The sequence below is a fragment of the Agromyces terreus genome (assembly GCF_009749465.1).
Taxonomy (GTDB): Bacteria; Actinomycetota; Actinomycetes; order Actinomycetales; family Microbacteriaceae; genus Agromyces; species Agromyces terreus.
On the sequence record NZ_WBIS01000003.1, the window covers coordinates 223,655 to 246,328 of the forward strand.

The following is a 22,674-nucleotide window of genomic DNA, read 5'->3' on the forward strand; positions in this document are numbered from 1 at the left end:
CCGATCGCGACGGTCTCCTCCCACGGCGACTACGCCGGCGCCCGCAGGTGGGGCGCGACGGCGGCCCCGAATGCCCGCGCGGTGCGCTCGACGACGTCGGGCCACGCGGCATCCCAGATCTCCTGGTTGAAGATCTCGACCTCGATGTCGCGGTCGTAGCCCGTGGCCTCGACCGCGGCCGTGAGGCTTGCGAAATCGATTACGCCGTCGCCCGGCTCGTGCCGCGAGAGCAGCACGTCGGCGGCGAGCGGGGTGGCCCAGTCGCACACCTGGTAGGTCGCGATGCGTCCGGATGCCCCGGCGCGCGCGATCTGCGCGAGCACGTCGGGATCCCACCACACGTGGAACGTGTCGACGGTGACGCCCACGACCTCGGGCGCGAACGGCTCCGCCAGGTCGAGCGCCTGCCCGAGCGTCGAGACCACCGCGCGGTCCGACGCGTACATCGGGTGCAGCGGTTCGATCGCGAGCGTGACGCCGGCGGATGCCGCGTGCGGGGCGAGCTCGGCGAGGGCGTCGGCCACGCGCGAGCGCGCGCCGACGAGATCGCTCGATCCGTCGGGGAGTCCGCCCGCGACGAGCACGAACACGGGCGTGCTGCCGGGTGCGCCCGCCGCCGCGAGGGTCGCCGTCTCGTCGATGCCGCGACGGTTGTCGTCGATCGACGCGCGCCGGTCGGGGCCCTCGGGCATGGTGAAGAACCCGCCGCGGCAGTACGTCGACAGGCGCAGGCCCGAATCGGCGAGGCGGCGGGCCGACTCGGCGAGCCCGACCTCGAGCACCGGCTCGCGCCAGAGCCCGATCGACGCGTAGCCGCCCTCGGCGGTGACCCGCAGGGCGTCGTCGAGCGACGCGTGCTTGATCGTCGCCTGGTTCATCGACAGGCGCGGATGGGCGCTCACGCAAGCACCTCCGCGCGGTCGTCGGCTGCGGCATCCGTCGGCTCGCCATCGGATGCCGCGGATGCCGCGGCGACAGCCGGGTCGAGTCCGTTGAGGGTGAGCATCGCGTGCCACCGCGCGGCCGCGAGCTCGGGGCGCTCGAGGGCGCCCGAGGCGTTCGCGAGCTCGACGATGCGGGACAGGTGCGGCAGGCTGCGGGCGGCGTGCAGGCCGCCCACCATCTGGAACGCGGCCTGGTGCCCGTTCAGCCAGGCGAGGAACGCGACGCCCGTCTTGTAGTAGTACGTGGGCGCGGCGAACACCTGCTGCGAGAGCGGTTCGGTCGGGGCGAGGATCGCGCGGTAGGCGTCGACGTCTCCGCGGTCGAGCGCCTGGATCGCGGCCGACGCGTTCGGCGCGAGGCACGAGAACGCGCCGAGCAGCGCATCGGAGTGCCCGACCTCGTCGCCCTCGATGAGCCCCACGTAGTGGAAGTCGTCGCCCGTGAACATGCGCGCTGACTCGGGCAGCCGGCGGCGCACCGAGATCTCGGCATCGGCGTCGAGCAGGCTCATCTTCACGCCCTGCACCCGGTCGGCGTGCTCGTCGATGATGGCGAGCAGCGTCTCGGCCGCGGCATCCGTCGCCTCCGAGCCGAAGTAGCCCGCGAGCAACGGATCGAACGCGGTGCCGAGCCAGTGCAGCACGACCGGCGTGCTCGCCGCGTCGAGCACCTCGCGGTACACGCGGCGGTAGTCGTCGGCGCTCTGCGCGGCGCGCGCCAGGTGGCGGCTCGCCATGAGCACGACGCCCGCGCCGGCGTCTTCGGTGTGGTGCAGCTGCTCCTTGTAGGCGTCGATCACCTCGTCGAGCGAGAGGTGCTCGGCCTCGACGTGGTCGGTGTTCACGCCGACGACGAGCGCGCCGCCCACGGATGCCGCTTCGGCGGCGCTCCGCGAGATCAGCTCTCGCGTGGCCGCGGCGTCGAGGCCCATGTTGCGCTGGGCGGTGTCCATGGCGTCGGCCACGCCGAGCCCCCACGACCACACGTGGTGGCGGAACGCGAGCGTCGCGTCCCAGTCGATCTCGGCCGGCTGCCCCGGCGTGTTGTCGGCGTGCCCCTTCGGCACCACGTGCGCGGCCGCGTACGCGACCCGGCTCTGCAGCGGCCGACGCGGCTTCGAGAACGTCGGGGCCTCGGCGAGCTGCACGGTGCGCAGTGCTCCGTCGGCGCCGACGAGCGTGAGCGAGGTCATGGTCAGCGCGCTCCCGCGAACTCGGCCTCGGCGGCGGCGATCGCCGCGGTGTCGGATGCCGCAGCGTCGGATGCCGCGGCGCCCGCCTCGAGCGCGACGACCGGGATCTCGACGCGACGGCCCTCACGGCTCGACACGAGGCCCTGCTCGGCGAGGAGCACCCCGCGGGCGCCCGCGAGGAAGTCGAACTCGTTGGGCGCGTCCTCGACGACGTGGCGGATGAACTCCTCCCACTGCGTCTTGAAGCCGTTCTCGAACTCGCGGTTGCCGGGGCTCTCGATCCAGTCGCCGGCGTAGTCGTGCTCGTCGGCGAGGTCGGGGTTCCAGACGGGCTTGGGCGTGGCGTTGCGCGGCTGGATCTTGCAGCCGAAGAGGCCCACGACGGCCGACCCGTGGGTGCCGTCGACCTGGAACTCGACGAGCTCGTCGCGGTTGACGCGCGTGGTCCAGCTCGAGTTGAGCTGGGCGACCACGCCGCCCTCGAGCTCGAAGATCGCGTAGGCCGCGTCATCCGCCGTCGCGGGGTAACGATCGCCGCGCTCGTCGACGCGCTCGGGGATCTCGGTGACGGCCTTCGCGTAGACCGACTCGACGCGGCCGAAGAGGTTCTCGAGCACGTAGTTCCAGTGCGGGAACATGTCGACGATGATGCCGCCGCCGTCTTCGGCGCGGTAGTTCCAGCTCGGGCGCTGGGCGGGCTGCCAGTCGCCCTCGAACACCCAGTAGCCGAACTCGCCGCGCACGCTCAGGATGCGGCCGAAGAAGCCCGAGTCGATGAGGCGCTTGAGCTTCTGCAGGCCCGGCAGGTAGAGCTTGTCGTGCACCACGCCGTTCTTGATGCCGGCCTCATCGGCGAGGCGCGCGAGCTCGAGGGCCTCCTCGAAGGACTCGGCGGTGGGCTTCTCGGTGTAGATGGCCTTGCCGGCGGCGATCGCCTTCTTGATCGCGGCCGCGCGGGCCTTCGTCACGAGGAAGTCGGCGTAGATCTGCCAGCGGTCGTCGGCGAGCGCCTCGTCGAGGTTCGTCGTGTAGTGCTCGATGCCGTGCTTGGCGGCGAGGTCGGCGAGCTTCTTCTCGCTGCGGCCCACGAGGATCATCTCGACCTGCACGCGGGTCTCGCCGTCGGCGAGGAGCACACCGCCCTGCTCGCGGATCGCGAGGATCGAGCGCACGAGGTGCTGGCGGTACCCCATGCGGCCCGAGGCGCCGTTCATGATGATGCCGATGGTCTGGGGAGCGACGGTGTCTGCCACGGTGATTCCTCTTCGAAACGGTCGAGCGGCGGTGCCGCCCGTGCGGGATAGCGGGAAAGCGTTTACCCGAGTGTGCCACAGGAATCACGGGGGCGCAACGGGTGCGTGCGTCCGCGCGTCAGGCGGCGGGGCCGGGGGTGCTCTCTCGGAGGACGACCTCAGTCGAGACATCCGTCGACGAGGCGCGGGCGGACGCGGCATCCGCACCGTCTTCGAGGGCGAGCCGCAGGGCCTGCTCGCCGATGCGCTCGAGCGGCATGCGCACGCTCGTGAGGCGCGGTGTCACGTCGCGCACCGTGGGGATGTCGTCGAAGCCGGCGACGGCGAGGTCGCGGCCGGGCTCGAGGCCGGCGTCGCGGATCGCCGACATCGCGCCCATGGCCATCACGTCGTTGAGCGCGAACACGAGCTGCGTGTCGCCGATGCCCGCCTCGAGGAGGCGTCGCATGGCGTCGTAGCCGCCGTCGCGCGTGAACGAGCTGCGCACCAGGCGGTCGGCGGGCAGCTGGGCCCCGACCGAGGCGAGGCCCTCGGCGAATCCGGCGATGCGGTCGTGCGCGGTGCGCAGCGTCTCGGGCCCGGCGAGTGCGGTGAAGCGGCGGTAGCCGAGCTCGTGCAGCGCGACGGCGAGGTCGCGACCGCCGGCGCGGTTCGCGAGCGGCAGGGTGCGGAACGGCAGATCGCTCTCGCTGACGAACACGGCTCGCCCGCCGGTCTGCTCGTACGCGGTGAGCTCGGCCTCGAGCGCGGCGGCGTTCGGGTCGCCGATGTCGCGCGAGCCGGCGAGGATCATGACGCGCGGGCGCTGCCCGCGCATCGCACGCACGAGTTCGAGCTCGCGGGCGGAGTCGCGCTTGGTCTCGGCCATCGTGACGATGAGGCGGTCGTCGCCGGCGGCGCCGACGACGCCGGCCGCGAGCGAGGAGAAGTACGGGTCGGCGATGTCGGCGACGAGCAGGGCGACGGTGGTCGAGGTGCCCCTGGCCACGGCCTGCGCCGAGAGGTTGGGGGTGTAGCCGAGCTTCGCGGCGGCGGCGAGCACGCGTTCGCGGTACTCCTCGTTGACCTTGCGGGCGCTGCCGTTCAGCGAGCGCGAGGCGGTGGCGAGCGAGACGCCCGCCTCTCGGGCGACGTCGTGCAGAGTCGCCGGCGCGGTGCGGCGGGTGGGGGCGTCGCCCTCGATCATCGATGTCCTCCTGCTGGCCGGATCCGCCGGTCGCTCCTTCGGGGGCGGGGCGGTTGCGTCGCGCTGGCGCGCGGGTCGGGTGCCGGTCGGCCGGGTGCCGCCCGCGACGGGCGCCTCACTTTACCGCGCGGCGTTCTCGGCGGGGGTTTTGCCGTGTGCCGTGTTTCTGATAGACCTGTAACGAGCGTGAGATAGCGCTTTCCCGCAGGATTCCAGCGAGTCCTGCAGACTTCGGCGAGCCGACGGATGCCGCACCCGACGCGGTGCTCCGTCGTGCCGCCGCACACCCGCGAGGCGATGGAGCACAGCATGGCGCAGCACGGACGCGAACGGTACGCACTCATCGGCGCGGGCAGCCGCGCGGGCATGTACATCGGGGCGATGTCCGGAACCGTGGTCGGCGCCGAGCACGTCGCCGACGTGGCCGAACTGGTGGCATGGTGCGACCCCAACCCGGGGCGGCTCGACGTCTACGAGCGGGAAGTGGTCGAGGCGGGGCATCCGGCGCCCGTCCGCTACGCGGTCGAGGACCTCGAGCGCATGATCGGCGCCGAGCGCATCGACCGCGTCGTCATCACCACGCCCGACTTCACGCATGCCGAGTACATCGTGCGCGCCCTGCGGGCCGGCGCCGACGTCGTGGTCGAGAAGCCGCTCACCATCGACGCCGAGAGCGTGCGCCGCATCGGCGAGGCCATCGCCGAGACGGGCCGCGAGGTGATCACGACCTTCAACTACCGCTACAGCCCCCGCAACTCGACGCTGCGGCAGGTCATCGCCGACGGGCGCATCGGCCGGGTCACGAGCGTGCACTTCGAGTGGGCGCTCGACACCGTGCACGGGGCCGACTACTTCCGCCGCTGGCACCGCCAGAAGCAGAACTCGGGCGGGCTGTTCATCCACAAGGCGTCGCACCACTTCGACCTCGTCAACTGGTGGATCGCCGCCGCCCCCGTGCGCGTGTTCGCGAGCGGCGGGCTGCGCTTCTACGGCGCAGAGAACGCCGCGGCCCGGGGGCTCGGCGAGCGACCCGCGCGTGGCACCGGAGCGTCGGGCGACCCGTTCGCCCTCGACCTCGCGGCCGATCCGCGGCTGAAGGCGCTCTACCTCGACCAGGAGCAGCACGACGGATACCTCCGCGATCGCGACGTCTTCGACGAGGGCATCACCATCGAGGACAACCTCGCCGCGCTCGTCGACTACGACTCGGGCGCGACGCTCAGCTACTCCCTGAACGCCCACGCCCCCTGGGAGGGATACCGGGTGACCGTGAACGGCACCGAGGGCCGGGCCGAGCTCGAGGTCGTCGAGCGCGGATCGGTGCTCGTCGGCGCCCACGGAGAGGTCGTCGTCGACCCGAGCATGCACCCCGACGACGTCGTCGAGGACGACGTGCGCCCCCACTCCGAACGGCTGCTCGTGCAGCGGCACTGGGAGCAGGCCCGCGTCGTCGAGATCCCGCAGGGCATCGGCAGCCACGGCGGCGGCGACGCGTACCTGCTCGACCACCTGTTCCGACGGGTGACGGATGACGCGCCGCTCGGCCGTGTCTCCGGCTACGCCGACGGGGTGCGCGCCGTCTCGGTCGGCATCGCCGGCAACCGCTCGCTCGAGACCGGGCTGCCGGTGCTGATCGAGGAGCTCGAGCTCGGGGTCTGAGCTGGCTATTCTCAGCCCATGAGAACGCTGCGGTACTCGATCAACGTGACCCTCGACGGCTGCTGCCACCACGAGGCCGGTCTCCCGCCCGACGAGGAGTCGATGCGGTACTGGACCGGGCAGATCGAGCAGGCCGACGCCCTCCTGTTCGGACGCGTCGCCTACGGGATGATGGAGTCCGCTTGGCGCAAGCCCGCCACGGGCCAATGGCCCGACTGGGTCGCCCAGTGGCAGCTGCCGTTCGCCGAGGCGATCGACCGGGCGCCGAAGCACGTCGTCTCGAGCACGCTCGACGAGGTCGACTGGAACGCCGAGCTGCTGCGCGGCGACCTGCGCGCCGCGGTGATGCAGCTCAAGGAGCAGCCGGGCGGGAGCCTCTGGGTCGGCGGCGTTGCCCTGCCCACGGCGCTGGCGGAGCTCGGGCTCATCGACGAGTACGAGTTCGTCGTGCAGCCCGTGCTCGCCGGACACGGGCCGACGCTGTTGGCCGGCCTGAGCGAACGCATCGAGCTCGATCTCGTCGATCGACGGGAGTTCCGATCGGGGGCGGTCGCCGTGCGATACCGCCCCCGACCGGGCGACGCGAACGCCGGCTGATCAGCCGACCTGCAGCACGCCGTCCACGCGGCGGGGGATGCCGAGCGGGTTCGCGTCGCGCAGCTCGAGCGGCAGGGCCGACTCGGGGGCGTCCTGGTAGGCGACCGGGCGCAGGAAGCGCCGCATCGCGGTGACCCCGACCGACGTGTGGATCGACGAGGACGACGGCCACGGGCCGCCGTGCTGCTGCGCCCAGCTCACGGCGACGCCCGTGGGCCAGCCGCCGAAGAGCACGCGGCCCGCGATCTCGCTGAGCACCGCCACGACGGCCGTCAGGTCCTCGCCCGGCTCGGCGTGCACGGTCGCGGTCAGCGTGCCGCCGACCGCGGCGATCGCCTCGAGCGCCTGGTCGACCGACTCGTACTCGACGACGAGCGTCGACGGGCCGAAGCACTCCGCGTACAGCGAGCTCGGGTCCGCGAGCACGGCCTCGGCGGTCGTGGTGAGCACGACGGCCGACCCGGTGCCGACGGCATCCGCGTCGACCCGGCCGCCGGCGACGCGCACGTCGTCGCGCTCGACGAGCTCGTCGACCCCCGCGGCCCAGGCAGCGGCGATGCCGTCGGTCAGCATCGGCACCGCGGCATCCGCATCGATGACCGCTGCGACCCGCTCGGCGAAGCCCGAGCCGACGGGCGCGAAGACCACGCCCGGATTCGTGCAGAACTGGCCGGCGCCGAGCGTGAACGAGCCCGCGAGTCCGGCGGCGAGCTCGTCGGCGCGGGCCGCCGCGGCATCCGGCGTCACGAGCACGGGGTTCACGGCGCTCAGCTCGCCGTAGAAGGGGATCGGGTCGGGCCGCGACGACGCGAGGTCGAAGAGCACGCGGCCGCCGTGCAGCGAACCCGTGAACCCGACCGCGCGGATGCCGGGGTGCTGCACGAGGGCCGTGCCGTTCTCGCGGCCCACGATGTGCGCGAACAGGCCCTCGGGGGCACCGGCGTCACGGAGTGCCTCGGCCACGATCTCGGCCGTGCGCAGCGACAGGCGCGGGTGCGCCGAGTGCCCCTTCACGATCACCGGGCAGCCCGTTGCGAGCGCCGACGCCGTGTCGCCGCCCGCCACCGAGAACGCGAACGGGAAGTTCGACGCGCCGAACACGGCCACCGGCCCGAGCGGCCGCAGGATGCGACGCAGGTCGGGGCGCGGCGGTGTGGTCGTCGCGTCGGGGTGGTCGACCGTCGCCTCGAGGTAGGAGCCCTCGACGATCGCCGTCGCGAACAGGCGCAGCTGCGCGGTCGTGCGCGCCACCTCGCCGTTCAGGCGCGCCGGCCCGAGGTGCGTCTCGGCGTCGGCGATGGGCACGAGCTCGTCGCGCGCGGCATCCAGGGCGTCGGCGATCGCCGTGAGCCAGGTCGCGCGCTGCTCGGCCGATGACGCGACCGACACCGCGAACGCGGCTCGTGCGGCCGCGATGACCTCGTCGAGGGAGGCGGCGGCTCCGGCGGAGGCGGCGGACGGCGACGCCGGGCCCGACGTCGATGCGGTGTCGATGGTGCTCGTCATGGTTCCTCGGTTCGTGTGCGGTTCGTGGCGGTTCGTGGGCGGTTCGAGTGGGCGGTCGAGTCGCGGGTCAGCGGAAGGTCAGGCCGAGACCGGGTCGACCGGTGGTGTGCACGAGGCTGCCCTCGACGGCGATCGGCGGGGGAGCGTCGAGCGCGCCGAGCGCCTCGAACGAGGCGTCCTCGACCGCCTCGACGAGGTGCTCGCCGGGCAGGGCGAGCGCGAGCTGCGCCGAGAGCTCGAGCAGCAGGTGGGGGTGCAGGTCGGCGCCGTGCGACGCCGCGAGCGAGGCGATCTCGAGGAACGGCGTGATGCCGCCCACGCGCACGATGTTCGGCTGCACGAGGTCGGCCGCGCCCGCGCCCAGGAACTCGGCGAACCGGTACCGGGTGTGCACGTTCTCGCCGAGCGCGATCGGCACCTCGATGCGCTCGTGCAGCGCGACGTGGCCTGGCAGGTCGTCGGCGCGCAGCGGCTCCTCGATCCAGGCGAGGTCGAACACGGCGAGCTCGGAGATCGCGCGCTCGGCCTGATCGAGGCTCCACCGCTGGTTGGCGTCGATCATGAGCCGGCGGTCGGGGCCGAGCACGTCGCGCACCGCCCCGATGCGTTCGACGTCGTCGGCGAGGTCGGGGCTGCCGACCTTGACCTTCACGGCGTCGAAGCCCGCCGCGACCCAGCGTTCGACCTGGGCGACGAGCTCGGGCAGCGGGTAGTGCAGGTTCACGCCGCTGCCGTAGACGGTCGTCGTCTCGTGCTGCCGGCCGAGGTGGTCGGTGATGCCCAGCCCCGCGCGGGTCGCCGCGAGATCCCAGAGGGCGAGGTCGAGGCCGGCCATCGCGATGGTCGTGATGCCGCCGCTGCCGCCCTCGTGCAGGTGCGCCCAGAGCGGATGCCACAGGGTCGCCGCGTCGGCGTCGCGGCCGAGCGCGAACGCGGTGATGTCGTTCGCGAGGTGCGCCTCGACGGCGGCGGCGCCGATCGACGGAGTCCACGAGAACCCGCGGCCCTGCGCGCCGTCGGAGTCCTCGACGACGACCTCGACGAGCGCGAGCGAGCGCACGTCGGGCCCCCACGGCCGCAGCAGCGGCAGTTCGAGCCGGCGCGTCGTGATGCCGGCGATGCTCGCGGTCACGGCGTCGGCACCGCCACGACGGTCGGCAGGGCGGGGGCGGCGTCGGCCGGGGCGTCGCCGCCCAGCTCGGCGGCGAGCTCGAGCCCGCGCTGGAGGATCGCGGCGAGGCGCTGCTCCTGCTCGGGCGTGGGGTCGACGAGGGGCGGCCGCACGGGTCCGACGGGCAGACCGCGCAGGCGCAGCCCCGCCTTCACGAGCGAGACGCCGAAGCCCGGGGTCTCGTCGCGCAGGTTCACGAGCGGCGTGTAGAACTCGCGCAGCAGGGTCATGCGGGTCTGCTCGTCGCCGTCGGTGTAGGCGCGGTAGTGCAGGGCGGCGAGCTCGGGGATCATCGCGAACGCGGCCGAGGAGTACAGCGGGATGCCGATGCCCCGGTAGGCGCCCTGGCTGAGCTCGGCCGTGAGCAGGCCGTTGAAGAAGGCGAAGTCGCGCCCCGTGGCATCCGCTGCGAGCACGATCTCCTGCGCGAGGCCGATGTCGCCCGTGCCGTCCTTGAAGCCGACGACCTTGGGGTTCGCCGCGAGCTGCGTGATGGCGTCGGCCGTGTAGCGCGCGGTGCCGCGGTGGTAGACGATCACGGGCAGGTCGGATGCCGCGGCGACCGCCTCGACCCACGCGACGAGCCCGCTCGTGGTGCCCGAGACGAGGTACGGGGGCAGCAGCAGCAGGCCGTCGGCGCCGGCCGCCGCGGCGCCGCGTGCGAGCTCGACGGCGTGGCCGAGGGGTCCGCCCGCGCCGGCGATGACGGACACGCGGCCGGCGACGACGTCGACGGTGGCGCGCACGACGTCGATCGCCTCGGAGGCCGAGAGCGCGTGGAACTCGCCCGTGCCGCACGCCGGGAACACGGCGCCCGGCCCGAACGGCAGCCGCGACTCGACGTGCTCGGCGAGGAGCGCGAGGTCGGGCGTGCCGTCGGCGGCGAACGGCGTCACGGGGAAGAACAGCACGCCGTCGAAGGTGAGGGAGGCGGGTGCGGCAGCGGTCATCGGAGGCTCGATTCGGTGAGTCGGACGGTGGAACGGTCGGTCGGTCGGGCGGCCTGCTCGGATGCCGCGAGCAGGCGTTCGACGGCGGCGGGGTCGAGCTCGGTGCGCCAGGTGCGCTCGGGCACCCAGTCGAGCAGGCGTTCGGCCTTCTCGATCGAGAAGACCGGGCGGCCGTGGCCGAGCGCGTCGGCGCCCGGCCCGAGGGCGGGCGCGTACTCCCGCCAGAGGTCGGCGACCGGCAGCACCGCGAGCGCGTCGGCGGCGCCGGCGAAGAAGCCCTCGCCGTCGACGACCGTCGCGGGCGCGGCGAGCCAGGCGGCGACGAAGGTGGCGGCGTCGCGGGCGTCGAGGTAGTTGAAGAGGCTCACCGCGGCGAGAGCCGGGTCGGCGAGGCGCTGCTCGAGCGTGTGCCCCTGCTGGGTGGGGGCGCCGGCCCATTCCTCGGGGGAGAGCACGTAGCAGGGGCGGAAGAAGCCGTACGCGGTGCGCTCGGTGCGTGCGAACTGGCGCACGGTCTCCTCGATGACGAGCTTGGACAGCGCATACGCGTTCGCCGGCGCCGGGGGCGTCCGCTCGTCGAGCGGCACCCGGTCGGCGCGCCAGTCGGGGCTGCTGTAGCCGAGCACCGTCGGGCTGCTGGCCGCGAGCACGCGTTCGGCGCCGACCTCGGCGGCCGCCGCGAGCACGGTGTGCACGAGGGCCGTGTTCGTCATCAGGATGCGTCGCTCGGGGGCGCTGAACGGCACGGCGATGCCGGCCAGGTGCACGACGGCCTCGGGGCGCACCTCGGCGAAGAGGCGCTGCGCGGCGAGCGCGTCGATCAGGTCGACGGTGCGCTCGTCGACGCCGGGGAGGCCGACGGCGACCCGATCGGCGCCGACGACCTGATGGCCGGATGCCGCGAGCCCGGCGGCGACGCTGCGCCCGAGGCGCCCGGCCGATCCGGTGACGATGACCCGCATGTCGATCCTCCGTTGCTTTGGGAAACCGCTTTCTTGTCGCTACCATAGGTCACGATCGAGGCCGCCGACAACCCCGGCGGCGATGTCGGGGAATCGGTTTCTCAGGTCGCCGCGGCGGCCGGCGCACGCCTCGATCGCGAACGGGAGGATCAGCATGGGCCAGCGCAGCCGGGCGACCACGATCGCCGACGTCGCCGCGCACGCCGGCGTCTCGCAGGCATCCGTCTCGCGTGTGCTCAACGGGCGGGCCAGCGTCGATCCCGAGATCGTGCAGCGCGTGCAGGCCTCCATCGCCGAGCTCGGCTACCGGCCGAGCCCCACCGCCCGCAGCCTCGTCAACGGACGCAACAACACCGTGGCGATGGTCGTCCCCGACCTCGAGAACCCGCTGTTCCAGGGCATCCTCAAGGGCCTCAGCCTCGCCGCCGCGCGCGACGGCTACCGCGTGCTCGTGGCCGACACCGCCGAGAACGTCGACGACGAGGAGGCGATCGCCCTCGAGGCCCGCCTGCGCTGCGACGCGCTCGTGCTCTGCGCGCCCCGCATGCCCGAGGCCGAGCTGCGCGCCCTCGTCGAGGCGGTCGCGCCCGTCGTCGTCGTGAACCGGCTGCTGCCGGGCGTCGAGGTGCCGGTCGTGGGCGTCGACTACGTGCGCGGCATCCGCGACCTCGTCGACCACCTGCACGCACTCGGCCACCGGCGCATCGCCTACGTCGGCGGACCGCCCACGAGCGCCTCGAACGCCGAACGCCGGAGGGGTCTGGCCGAGGCGCTCACGGCGCGCCCCGATGTGCGCATCGACGAGCTGCCCGCCGGCTCGAGGCTCGAAGACGGCTACGCGGCATCCGGCGCCGTGCTCGACGCGCACCGCGACGGCTGCACCGCCGTGATCGCCTTCAACGACCTCGTCGCCCTCGGCCTCATGACGCGACTGCACGAACTCGGCGTCGAGGTGCCGCGCGACCTCTCCATCGCCGGATTCGACGACGTGCCGATGGCCGGCTTCGCGACGCCGAGCCTCACGAGCATGTCGGTGCCGCGCGGCGAGATCGGCGCGCAGACGTGGCTGCGGCTGCACGCCCTCATCGAGGGCGGGCCGGTCGAGCACTCGGTGCTGCACCGTCCGAGGCTCGAGGCGCGCGACAGCACCGCCGCGATCGGGGTTCGAGCATGATCGCGGATGCCGCGGGCGCGGGCGTGCTCGACGCGTCGGGGGTCGGGGAGAACGCGGCATCCGTCTCGGAGACATCCGGGCCCGAGGCATCCGCCGTCGAGGCATCCGTCATCGACCGTGCCGTCAAGCGCGACCGCGTGCTCGACCTGCTCGATCGGCGCGGTGCCGACTCGATCGTGCTGCGCTCGCACACCGCGGTGTCGTGGTACCTCGACGGCGCCCGCACGCATGTCTCGCTCGCGGGCGACCCCGTGGCCGCGGTGGTCGTGCGTCGCGACGGCGACGAGCTGCGCGTGTTCGCGAACGAGGCCGACCGCCTGCTCGCCGAGGAGCTCGTCTCGCGCGAGCGGCTCGACGTCGTGCGCGTGCCGTGGCACGAGGCGCTCGTCGAGCCCGACGCCGCCCGGCTCGAGGAGACGGAGGTCGCCGCCGAGCTGCGCGCCGCCCGCGCGAGCCTCCTGCCGGGCGAGCTCTCGCGGTATCGCGGGCTCTGTCGCGAGGTCGCCGAGGTGCTGACGGATGCCGCGACCGCCGCCGCCCCGACGGCGACCGAGCGGGGCCTCGCCGCCCGTCTCGCCGGCGCGCTGGCCGAGCGCGGCATCGACCCCCTCGTGACCCTCGTGGCCGGACGATCGCGGCTCGGCCACCGGCATCCGCTGCCCACCGAGGCGCCCATCGGCGACCGGGCCATGCTCGTGGTCTGCGGGCGCCGCCACGGGCTCATCGCGAACGCGACGCGGTGGGTGCGGTTCGGGCCGGCCGACGAGGGCGAGGCCGACGCGATGCGGCGCATCCTCGACGTCGAGGCCGAGGTGCTCGCGGCGACTCGTCCGGGCGCGCCCCTCGGCGCGGTGTTCGAGGCGGGCGTCGCCGCGTACGCGCGGCACGGATTCGACGCCGAGGAGTGGCGGCGGCACCATCAGGGCGGGGCGGCGGGGTACGCCGGGCGCGATCCCCGGGCGGTGCCGGGCATCGCCGACGTCGTGCACGAGGGGCAGGCGTTCGCGTGGAATCCGAGTGCTCCCGGCGCGAAGGTCGAGGACACCGTGCTCGTGGGGGCCGGTAGGCCCGAGGTGCTGACGGTCGACGCCCGCTGGCCGACGGTGTCGGTGACGGGCGTGGGGCGGCCGGTCGAACTCGACCTCGGCTGACGCCCCGGGAATAGGCTTTGCGGACCGACGACGGAGGAACCACGTGCACTACGGCGCCGACTACAACCCCGAGCAGTGGCCCGACGAGATCTGGCCCGACGACGTGGCCCGCATGCGCGAGGCCGGCGTCACCATGGTCAGCCTCGGCATCTTCTCGTGGGCGCGCATCCAGCCGCGCGAGGGGGAGTTCGACTTCGACTGGCTCGACCGGGTGATCGACCTGCTGCACGAGGGCGGCATCGCCGTCGACCTCGCGACGGCCACCGCGTCGCCGCCGCCGTGGGCGAGCGCCGCGTATCCCGAGCTCCTGCCGCGCGATGAGGACGGCAGCGTGTTCTGGCCCGGATCCCGACAGGCGTACGCGCCCTCGTCGCCCGTGTACCGACGGCTCGCCGGGGAGCTCGTCACCGCGCTCGCCGAACGGTATGCGCGGCATCCGGCGGTCGTCATGTGGCACGTCAACAACGAGTACGGATGCCATCTGAATGCCGACTACTCGGATGCCGCGCGCGACGCGTTCCGTCGCTGGCTGGCCGACCGGTACCCCGACATCGACGCGCTGAACGCGGCGTGGGGCACGAACTTCTGGTCGCAGCGCTACGGCTCGTTCGACGAGATCCTGCCGCCGCGCAAGGCGCCCTACAGTCGCAACCCCGGCCAGATGCTCGACTTCCGGCGCTTCACGAGCGACATGCTGCTCGAGTGCTACCTGATGGAGCGCGAGATCATCCGCGCGGCCGGCGCGACGCAGCCGATCACGACGAACTTCATGGGCGCGTTCAAGCCCGCCGACTACCGGCGGTGGGCCGAGCACGTCGACGTCGTGAGCGACGACTGCTACCCCGACCCGAACGATCCCGAGGGCTTCCGCGCCGCGGCGTTCTCGCGCGACCTGATGCGCTCGCTGAAGCCGGGCGTGCCGTGGCTGCTCATGGAGCAGGCGACGAACGCCCTCAACTGGCGCCCGACGAACGCGCCCAAGGCGCCGGGGCAGATGGCTGCGCTCAGCGCCCAGGCGATCGGGCGCGGCGCCGACGGCATCCTGTTCTTCCAGTGGCGGCAGTCGCGCGCGGGCGCCGAGAAGTTCCACTCGGCGATGCTGCCGCAGGCGGGCACCGACACGCGCACGTGGCGCGAGGTCACCGCGCTCGGCGCCGACCTCGCCGCGCTGCCCGCATTGCCCGCACCGGCACCGGGCGATGCCCGCGTCGCGATCGTGTTCGACTGGCAGAACTGGTGGGCCGTCGAGGCATCCGACCACCCCATGAACGGGCTCGACTACGTCGCCGTCGTGCAGCGGTGGCACCGCGCCCTGCACCGCCGCCACGTGCAGGTCGACCTCGTGCCCGCGCCGCGTGCGGGCGAGTACGACGTCGTGATCGCGCCCCTGCTGTACCTGCTGAGCGAGACGGATGCCGCGGCGCTGACCGCGTTCGTCGAGGCGGGCGGGCACCTGCTCACGGGGCCCTTCAGCGATCTCGTCGACGAGCACGACCGCTTCCGCGACGGCGGATTCATGACGCAGCTGCGCGGCGTGCTCGGCGTCGACGTCGAGGACTTCGGCGCGCTCGTCGCACCCGATGCGCCCGCGGGGGAGCCCGGTGAGCGGTTCGCGCCCTTCGCGGGTGTCGGCGGTGCCGGGGTCGGCGGTGCGGGCGCCGGCGGTGCTGGCAGCGGCTCGATCGGGCTCGGCGAGGCCGTCGGCACGCTGCTCGCCGAGGAGCTGCGCATCGCGGATGCTGCGGTCGAGGCGTCGTTCACCGGCGGACGTCTCGCCGGGCGGCCCGCGCTGACCGTGCGCGCGAGCGGGTCGGGCACGGCCCGCTACCTCGCGACGGTGCCCGACGAGGCCGGAACCCAGGCCGTCGTCGACCACCTGCTCGCGACGACCGGTGCCGAGCCCGTCGTCGCCGGGCTGCCCGCCACCGTCGAGGCGATGCGCCGCGGCGACGTCGTCACCGTGGTCAACCACGGCGACGCCGCCTTGTCCGTGCCGCTCGCGGGCACCGACCTCGTCGGGGGCTCGGCGGTCGACGGCGTCGACCTCGAGCCGTACGCCTGGGCGATCGTGCAGACGGCGGCGGGCAGCTCGACCGGGGCCGCTGCATGAGCCGCCGCATCGTGCTCGCGCCCGACTCCTTCAAGGGCACCGCGACCGCCGCGCAGGCCGTCGACGCGCTCGCGCGCGGCTGGCGTTCGGTCGCACCCGACGACGTGCTCGTCGCGATGCCCATGGCCGACGGCGGGGAGGGCACCCTCGACGCGTTCGCCGCTGCCGTGCCCGGCGCCGAACGCGTGCCGGTTGCCGTGCAGGGGCCCGACGACCGCACGGTCGACGCCTGCTGGCTGCGCCTGCCAGACGGCACCGCGGTCGTCGAGCTCGCGCTCGCGAGCGGCATCACGCTGCTCGATCCGCTGCGCCCGCTCGAGGCGCACACCCTCGGCTTCGGGCAGGCGATCGCCGCCGCCCTCGACGGCGGGGCGACGGGGCTGCTGCTCGCAATCGGGGGCAGCTCGTCGACCGACGGCGGCACGGGTGCGCTCGCGGCGCTCGGCGCGAAGTTCGCGGATGCCGCGGGCGAGCCGATCCCGCTCGGCGGTGGGGGCCTGGCGCGCGTGCGCCTCGTCGACCTCTCGGGGCTTCGCGCGCTGCCCGCCGGCGGCGCCCGCATCCTCTCCGACGTCACGAGCCCGCTGCTCGGGCCCACCGGCGCGGCCGCCGTGTTCGGACCGCAGAAGGGCGCGTCGCCCGCCGACGTCGCGCTGCTCGAGGCGAACCTCGGCGCGCTCGTCGACGCCGTGCCGGGCGTCGCGTCGATCGCGGCACGTGCCGGGTCGGGCGCCGCGGGCGGCACCGGGTTCGGGTTGCTGCTCTGGGGTGCCTCGATGGCCGCGGGCGCCGGCGCGGTCGCCGACGCGATCGACGTCGACGCCGCGCTGCGGGGCGCCGACCTCGTCGTCACCGGCGAGGGCCGCTTCGACGGCCAGTCCGCCGCGGGCAAGGTGCCGAGCGAGGTCGCCGCCCGCGCGGCCGCCGCCGGCGTGCCGGTCGCCCTCGTCGCCGGTGCGATCACCGCGGATGCCTCCGGCTTCGCCGCATCCGCCTCGCTCACCGACCTCGCCGGGTCGGGGGCCGCCGCGATGTCCGATCCGCTGCGCTGGCTCGAGGCGGCGGGGGCCGCGCTCGCGCGCGATGCGGGCTGAGCACGGCGCCGCGGTCGCATGCTGGCCGCTGCGGCGTTCGACGGATACCCTGCGGGCATGACCGCTTCAGAGCTGCGCGTCGGCACGGGTGCGCACGTGATCAGGCCGCTCACCCCCGAGACCTTCCCGGCCTGGCTGGCCCTCGCGCAGAAGCACAACGGGGTCTGGGGCGGGTGCTACTGCTCGTACTTCCACGGCGACACCGAGCAGACCGCGAAGGACGACGTCGATCGGCCGACGTTCAAGCAACGGCTCGTCGCCGAGGGGGTCGCGCACGCCGCACTCGTCTTCGACGGCGACGCCGCGATCGCCTGGTGCGAGTACGGCAGCCCGACCGAACTGCCGAACATCTACCACCGCAAGCAGGTCGACGCGGGCGAGACCAGCCCCGCGCCGTGGCGCATCACGTGCTTCTTCGTCGACCGCGACCATCGGCGTTCGGGCGTGGCGCGCGAGGCCCTCGACGGCGCGCTCGAGCTGATCGCGCAGGCCGGCGGCGGCGAGGTCGTCTCGTTCCCCAACGAGCTGGTTCCCGGCAAGAAGACGTCGTCGTCGTTCCTGCACAACGGCACGCGGGCCATGTTCGAGCGGGCTGGGTTCACGTTCGAGCGCCATATCGGCAAGAGCAAGACGGTGATGCGCAAGACGGTGCCGCCCGCGCGCGGCTGACGGCGGTATCCGTAATTTGACTTGTTCTAGTGGTAACTAGAACAATGGATCCATGATCATCCGCATCGATCCCGCGTCGGGCGCGCCGATCTTCGAGCAACTCGTGCGCGCGGTGCGCTCCGAGATCCTCGCCGGCCGGCTCGCCTCAGGCGAGCGACTGCCGGCCGCGCGCGACCTCGCGACCTCGCTCGACGTGAACCCCCACACCGTGCTCCACGCCTACCAGGTGCTGCGCGACGAGGGGTTCGTCGAGCTGCGCCGCGGGCGCGGCGCCGTCGTCACCCACTCGGCGCCCGGCCTCGACGAGGTGCGCGCGCTCGTCGCCGCGCTCGCCGCATCCGCCCGCGCACACGACCTCGCCGCCGACACCGTGCTCGCCCTCGTCCGAGAGGAATTCCACGCATGACCGAACCCCGACCCGAGACCTCGCCCGAGTATCGACCCGAACCCCAGGCCTCGACCGCGGCATCCGGCCCCTCTGCGGCATCCGGTTCGGCAGACCGCCGCGCGCGCGACCGGCGGCTCGTGCTCGCCGTCACGGTGTGGGTGCCGCTTACGATCATCGCCGTCGGCGCCGGCATCCTGATGACCTGGCTGCCGCGCACGCCCGACCCGATGGTCACGCACTGGGGCGCCGACGGCGAACCGAACGGGTGGATGTCGCCCGCCGGCAACCTCATCGCGTACCTCGTGATCTCGCTCGGCGTGCTCGTCGTCATGGCCGGAGCCGCCTGGCTTTCGACGCGAGTCGCGGCGAAGGCCCAAGCTGAGCTGCCCGATTCCGGCCGGCCCGATGCCGGGCAGACCGACACCGAGCAGGCGAACCCGTGGCGGTCGGCGCGCTCGGCCGCACTGTTCGCTCCCGCAGTGACCACCGCCGTGACGATCGTGTTCGTCGCCCTGACCGGGGTGCAGCTCGACGGCTCGGAGCCCGCCGACTGGGTGGTCCCCGTGATCGTCGCGGTCGGCCTCGGCCTCGGCGCGCTCGTCGGCGTCGTCACCTCCTTCGTGCTGCCCGCGCCCGAGCCGGGCGAGCACACCTCTGCCGAGACGATCGCGCATGCCCTGCGCGCCGCCGTGCGCCTCGCGCCGGGGGAGCGGGCCGTGTGGACGGCCGTCGCGCGGGCGCCCTGGCCCGTCACCGCGCTGCTCGTGCTCGCGCTTCTGCTCACGCTCGTGCCGGTCGCACTCGACCCGTCGCTGTGGGCGTTCTCGCTCGTGTTCCTCGTCGTCGTCGCCGTCCTCGCGACCACCACCGCGGCGCGGATCACCGTCGACACGACCGGGTTGCGGGTGCGCACGCTGCTCGGGCTGCCGATCGGGCGGGTACGACTCGACCAGGTCGTGGTCGCGCGTGCGGTCGACGTCCGCCCGTCGGAGTTCGGCGGTTGGGGGTTCCGGTTCGACGCTCGGGGGCGCCGCGGCATCATCCTCCGCGGCGGCAGCGCCATCGAGATCGAGCGCATCGGGGCGCAGCCGTTCGTCGTCACCGTGCCCGACGCCGAGAACGGCGCGGCCCTGCTGAACGGGCTCGTCGCCGAGGCGCGCGGCACGAACTGAGCCGCGCGCCCCGACGGGCGATCAGGTTCGCAGGATGCTGCCGCCGGCGCGCTTGCGCGAGACCGCGTCGATCGTGGCGGCGAGGATCAGCACCCCGCCCGTCACGGCGTAGTTCACGCCGGCCGGCAGGTTGAGCAGGCCGAGGCCGTTGGTGATGACGGCGATCACGAGCGCGCCGATGGCCGCGTGGATCAGCCGGCCCCGACCGCCGAACAGGCTCACGCCGCCGACCACCGCTGCCGCCACACCGCTCAGCACGATCTCGCGCCCGGCCGCGGCATCCACCGATCCGACCTTGCTGATGCTGAACAGGCCGGACACGACCGCGAGCGAGGAGCACACGATGAACGCGCACCAGCGGATCATCGCGACCTTCACGCCCGAGCGTCGCGCGGCCTCGGCGTTGCCGCCCACCGCGTAGATGTAGCGGCCGAACTTCGTGCGATCGAGCACGAAGGTGCCGATCCAGAGGATCGCGAGCGTGATCGGCACCACGATCGGCACGCCCTCGATGGCCTTGAAGCCGGTGCCGCGGTTCTGGTTCAGGATGAGCACGACGCCGCCGCCGAGCACCGCGATCGCGATGAGCTTCGCCCACACGAGCGCGATGGTGCGGTTCGGCACCTCGGCGCGCGTGCGACGGGCCCGATCGATGAACGACATCGTCGCCGAGATCGCGAGCATGACCGCGACCATCACCCAGCCGCCCCACGTCGGCAGCGTGCTGTTCTGGATGGCGAGGATCTCGGGCGTCTCGACGCGGTACAGGCCGCCCGCGCCGATGATGATGAGCTCGAGGCCCTGGAACCCGAGGAACAGGCCCAGGGTCACGACGAACGACGGGATGCCGACCTTCGCGACGAAGAACCCGATGAACGTGCCGATCGCGATGCCGGTGAGGAACGCGATCGCGAGCGCCAGGATCCAGTTCAGGTTCACCACCGCGATGAGCACCACGAAGATGACCATCGTGAGGCCAGCCGTCACGCCCGCGGAGAGGTCGATCTCGCCGAGGAGCAGCACGAACACGAGCGCCATGCCGAGCATGACGAGGGTCGCGGCCTGGGTGAGCAGGTTCGCGAAGTTGCGCTCGGTGAAGAAGTACGGGCTGAGGATCGTGAACAGGATGCTGAGCACGATGAAGCCGGCGACGGCGGGCAGGGCGCCCATGTCGCCGCCGCGCACCCGCTGCACCCACGCGCGCACCTGGTCGAGCAGGCCGCCCTCCTGGCCGCTGCCGATGAGCTGCTCGGTGCTGAGCGCGGCGAGGGCGGTGGTGGACTCGGTCGGCGGCGTGCCGCTGTTCGGCGCGCTCATGCGGGGGTCCCCTCGTAGGTCTTGGCTCCGGTGATGTAGCCGATGACGTCCTCGTTGTTCGTCTCGCTCGCCTTGACGGACGCCACCATCTGGCCGAGGTAGAGCACGCTGATGTAGTCGGCGACCTCGAACACGTCGACCAGGTTGTGGCTGATGAGGATCACCGACACGCCCTGCTCGGCGAGGCGCTTCACGAGGGCGAGCACCTGCGCCGTCTGCGCGACGCCGAGCGCCGCGGTCGGTTCGTCGAGGATGACGACCTTCGCCTTCTTCAGCACCGAGCGCGCGATCGCGACGGTCTGGCGTTGGCCGCCCGAGAGCGAGGAGACCTTCTGCCGCACGGACTTGACCGTGCGCACCGAGAGCTGCCGGAGCGTCTCGGCGGCCTCGCGCTCCATGCGGCCCTCGTCGAACGTGCCGGCCGAGAGCTCCTCCCGGCCGAGGAACATGTTCTGCACGATGTCGAGGTTGTCGCAGAGCGCGAGGTCCTGGTACACGACCTCGATGCCGAGGTCGCCGGCATCGCGCGGGCTGTGCAGGGTCACGGGCGAGCCGTCGAAGAGCACCTGGCCGCCGTCGTAGGGCTGCACGCCGGCGAGCCCCTTGATGAGCGTCGACTTTCCGGCGCCGTTGTCGCCGACGAGGGCGGTGATCTTGCCCGGGTAGGCGGTGAAGTTCACGCCCTTCAGCACGTCGACGGGCCCGAAGCTCTTCACCACCCCCTTGAGCTCGATGATCGGCATGTCCATGCCGGGTCCTTTCTCTGGGGAACTGCGCTGTCCCGTGGGGGTGTTCATGCTGGGGCGGGAGGCCCCGGGGCGAGCGTGCGTCCCGGAGCCTCCCGTCGGTTCGGTCCGCGTTATCCGACGCCGTGGGCCGCGCAGGCGTCGGCCACGTCGTCGGTGCAGATCTCGGCCGCGTCGGCGTTGCCGTCGTCGACGACCTGCTGGACGTCGTCGGGGCCGACGAGGATCGGCGTGACCGCGATGTACGGCGTGCCGTCGTCGAGCTGCTTGTCGACCGAGGGGGTCTCGCCGTTCAGGAGCTTGATGGCGAGGTCGGATGCCGCGTCGGCTTCGAGTCCGAACGGCTTGTAGACCGTGGCGGTCTGCTTGCCGAGGAGCACGTTCTGGAGGCCGGCGACCGAGGCGTCCTGACCCGAGACGGGAACGGTGAGGCCGTTCTTGTCGAGGATCGTGATGACGCCGGCGGCGTTCGTGTCGTTCGCGACCCAAACGGCGTCGACCTTGCCGCCGAGGGCGGTGAGGGCCTGCTCGAAGTTGGTCGCGGACTTGTCGCCGTCCCAGACGCCCGGGGGCTCCTGGGCGGGGGTGATGCCGGCGGGCTCCATGACGCTCACAGCACCGTCGTGGAACATCTTGGCGTTGCCGTCGGCGGGGTCGCCGCCCATGTAGACCACGGTCGCGGAGGCCGGGTCCTTGCCGGCGGCCGCGAGCCCGTCGAGGATCGACTGGCCCTCGAGCGCTCCGACCTCCTCGTTGTCGAACGAGACGTAGTAGTCGGCGCCCTCGATCGGACGGTCGTAGGCGATGACCGGGATGCCCTGATCCTGCGCCTTCGTCGTGACCGCCACGGCCGCGCCGTTGTAGTCGACGAGGAGCATGACGCCGCAGCCCTTGCTGAGCTGCTGGTCGGCGATGGTGGCGTACTTGCTGGTGTCGCCCTGGGCGTTCTGGATGTCGGCCTCGAAGCCGGCGTCGGTGATCGCCTTCTCGAGGGCGGGGCGGTCGCCGTTCTCCCAGCGCGGCGATGATGCCGCATCGGGCAGGATGACGCAGGCACGCGTGGCGGCCTCTCCGCCGCCTCCGTCCCCTCCGTCGCCGCTGCCGCCGGAGCACCCCGCGAGCATCAGCATCGATGCTCCGGCGAGGGCTGTGATCGAGATCAATGAAGACGTCTTCATCGTTCTCCCCTTCTCGTGGTGAGTGTGCAGGACATTCACTGCTGCCGCGTCTGCACTGACGGCGGCATGAGGATACTGACTGCTCTGTAAGCAAATCGGTAGACCGGCGCGGGTAACGATCGAATAACGCCGGACCGGATGTGACACGTCACATCAAAGGCGGAAAACGGTTCTTCGCAGTGCTGGCCACGATGGCCCTGTCACATTCCGGAATCGACCCCCTCTGCAACCTCGTGACCCCATTTCGGGGTCGA

Annotated in this window: 20 protein-coding genes; 9 read left to right on the forward strand and 11 right to left on the reverse strand. The window is 72.9% G+C overall.

Annotation, left to right across the window (positions count from 1 at the left end; translation table 11 throughout):
* Window positions 1–29 precede the first annotated feature (29 nt).
* The 4 genes from GQQ92_RS09685 to GQQ92_RS09700 form a co-directional block, all read right to left on the reverse strand.
* Window positions 30–902: a sugar phosphate isomerase/epimerase family protein gene (locus GQQ92_RS09685; RefSeq protein ID WP_232057611.1), complete on the reverse strand. Its 873-nt coding sequence runs from the start codon at window positions 900–902 to the stop codon at window positions 30–32.
* Window positions 899–2,137 carry a dihydrodipicolinate synthase family protein gene (locus GQQ92_RS09690; RefSeq protein WP_156999044.1) on the reverse strand — a complete coding sequence of 413 codons (1,239 nt, stop codon included), beginning with the start codon at window positions 2,135–2,137 and terminating at the stop codon, window positions 899–901. The genes GQQ92_RS09685 and GQQ92_RS09690 overlap by 4 nt, the downstream gene beginning before the upstream one ends.
* A 2-nt stretch (window positions 2,138–2,139) precedes the next feature.
* Complete coding sequence (locus GQQ92_RS09695; RefSeq protein WP_156999140.1) at window positions 2,140–3,351, reverse strand: Gfo/Idh/MocA family protein; 1,212 nt, start codon at window positions 3,349–3,351, stop codon at window positions 2,140–2,142.
* 157 nt (window positions 3,352–3,508) lie between these two features.
* Window positions 3,509–4,576 (reverse strand): LacI family DNA-binding transcriptional regulator, encoded by a 1,068-nt coding sequence (locus GQQ92_RS09700; protein ID WP_156999045.1) that lies wholly within the window; start codon window positions 4,574–4,576, stop codon window positions 3,509–3,511.
* Window positions 4,577–4,885: 309 nt separating this feature from the next.
* On the opposite strand from GQQ92_RS09700, the gene GQQ92_RS09705 reads away from it, so the two are divergent.
* Window positions 4,886–6,235, forward strand: a complete 1,350-nt coding sequence (locus GQQ92_RS09705; protein WP_232057612.1) for a Gfo/Idh/MocA family protein — start codon at window positions 4,886–4,888, stop codon at window positions 6,233–6,235.
* Between the two features lie 18 nt (window positions 6,236–6,253).
* The gene (locus GQQ92_RS09710) at window positions 6,254–6,832 is read left to right on the forward strand and encodes a dihydrofolate reductase family protein (protein ID WP_156999046.1); all 579 of its coding nucleotides are present in this window, start codon (window positions 6,254–6,256) and stop codon (window positions 6,830–6,832) included.
* Here GQQ92_RS09710 and GQQ92_RS09715 read toward each other — a convergent pair whose 3' ends face one another.
* The 4 genes from GQQ92_RS09715 to GQQ92_RS09730 form a co-directional block, all read right to left on the reverse strand.
* Complete coding sequence (locus GQQ92_RS09715; protein WP_156999047.1) at window positions 6,833–8,338, reverse strand: aldehyde dehydrogenase (NADP(+)); 1,506 nt, start codon at window positions 8,336–8,338, stop codon at window positions 6,833–6,835.
* A gap of 67 nt (window positions 8,339–8,405) precedes the next feature.
* On the reverse strand, window positions 8,406–9,470 hold the full coding sequence (locus GQQ92_RS09720; protein ID WP_232057613.1) for a mandelate racemase/muconate lactonizing enzyme family protein: 1,065 nt from the start codon (window positions 9,468–9,470) through the stop codon (window positions 8,406–8,408).
* Window positions 9,467–10,459 carry a 5-dehydro-4-deoxyglucarate dehydratase gene (locus GQQ92_RS09725; protein WP_156999048.1) on the reverse strand — a complete coding sequence of 331 codons (993 nt, stop codon included), beginning with the start codon at window positions 10,457–10,459 and terminating at the stop codon, window positions 9,467–9,469. Before GQQ92_RS09725 ends, GQQ92_RS09720 begins: the two co-directional genes overlap by 4 nt.
* The gene (locus tag GQQ92_RS09730) at window positions 10,456–11,421 is read right to left on the reverse strand and encodes an NAD-dependent epimerase/dehydratase family protein (RefSeq protein WP_156999049.1); all 966 of its coding nucleotides are present in this window, start codon (window positions 11,419–11,421) and stop codon (window positions 10,456–10,458) included. The genes GQQ92_RS09725 and GQQ92_RS09730 overlap by 4 nt, the downstream gene beginning before the upstream one ends.
* Window positions 11,422–11,575: 154 nt before the next feature.
* Between GQQ92_RS09730 and GQQ92_RS09735 the strand changes: the two genes are divergently transcribed.
* The 7 genes from GQQ92_RS09735 (at window position 11,576) to GQQ92_RS09765 (ending at window position 19,179) form a co-directional block, all read left to right on the forward strand.
* Window positions 11,576–12,595 carry a LacI family DNA-binding transcriptional regulator gene (locus GQQ92_RS09735; RefSeq protein ID WP_156999050.1) on the forward strand — a complete coding sequence of 340 codons (1,020 nt, stop codon included), beginning with the start codon at window positions 11,576–11,578 and terminating at the stop codon, window positions 12,593–12,595.
* 176 nt (window positions 12,596–12,771) lie between these two features.
* Window positions 12,772–13,746, forward strand: a complete 975-nt coding sequence (locus GQQ92_RS09740) for a M24 family metallopeptidase (protein ID WP_156999143.1) — start codon at window positions 12,772–12,774, stop codon at window positions 13,744–13,746.
* Window positions 13,747–13,789: 43 nt separating this feature from the next.
* The gene (locus GQQ92_RS09745; RefSeq protein WP_232057614.1) at window positions 13,790–15,856 is read left to right on the forward strand and encodes a beta-galactosidase; all 2,067 of its coding nucleotides are present in this window, start codon (window positions 13,790–13,792) and stop codon (window positions 15,854–15,856) included.
* Window positions 15,853–16,950 (forward strand): glycerate kinase, encoded by a 1,098-nt coding sequence (locus GQQ92_RS09750; protein WP_156999051.1) that lies wholly within the window; start codon window positions 15,853–15,855, stop codon window positions 16,948–16,950. The genes GQQ92_RS09745 and GQQ92_RS09750 overlap by 4 nt, the downstream gene beginning before the upstream one ends.
* Before the next feature lie 57 nt (window positions 16,951–17,007).
* Window positions 17,008–17,619 carry a GNAT family N-acetyltransferase gene (locus GQQ92_RS09755; RefSeq protein ID WP_156999052.1) on the forward strand — a complete coding sequence of 204 codons (612 nt, stop codon included), beginning with the start codon at window positions 17,008–17,010 and terminating at the stop codon, window positions 17,617–17,619.
* Between the two features lie 52 nt (window positions 17,620–17,671).
* Complete coding sequence (locus GQQ92_RS09760) at window positions 17,672–18,025, forward strand: GntR family transcriptional regulator (RefSeq protein WP_156999053.1); 354 nt, start codon at window positions 17,672–17,674, stop codon at window positions 18,023–18,025.
* Window positions 18,022–19,179, forward strand: a complete 1,158-nt coding sequence (locus GQQ92_RS09765) for a DUF1648 domain-containing protein (protein ID WP_156999054.1) — start codon at window positions 18,022–18,024, stop codon at window positions 19,177–19,179. Before GQQ92_RS09760 ends, GQQ92_RS09765 begins: the two co-directional genes overlap by 4 nt.
* A 21-nt stretch (window positions 19,180–19,200) precedes the next feature.
* Here GQQ92_RS09765 and GQQ92_RS09770 read toward each other — a convergent pair whose 3' ends face one another.
* The 3 genes from GQQ92_RS09770 to GQQ92_RS09780 all read right to left on the reverse strand — a co-directional run bounded on the left by GQQ92_RS09770 (window position 19,201) and on the right by GQQ92_RS09780 (window position 22,420).
* On the reverse strand, window positions 19,201–20,496 hold the full coding sequence (locus tag GQQ92_RS09770; RefSeq protein WP_156999055.1) for a sugar ABC transporter permease: 1,296 nt from the start codon (window positions 20,494–20,496) through the stop codon (window positions 19,201–19,203).
* Window positions 20,493–21,245, reverse strand: a complete 753-nt coding sequence (locus tag GQQ92_RS09775; RefSeq protein WP_156999056.1) for an ATP-binding cassette domain-containing protein — start codon at window positions 21,243–21,245, stop codon at window positions 20,493–20,495. Before GQQ92_RS09775 ends, GQQ92_RS09770 begins: the two co-directional genes overlap by 4 nt.
* 110 nt (window positions 21,246–21,355) lie before the next feature.
* Window positions 21,356–22,420: a sugar ABC transporter substrate-binding protein gene (locus tag GQQ92_RS09780; protein ID WP_156999057.1), complete on the reverse strand. Its 1,065-nt coding sequence runs from the start codon at window positions 22,418–22,420 to the stop codon at window positions 21,356–21,358.
* Window positions 22,421–22,674 lie beyond the last annotated feature (254 nt).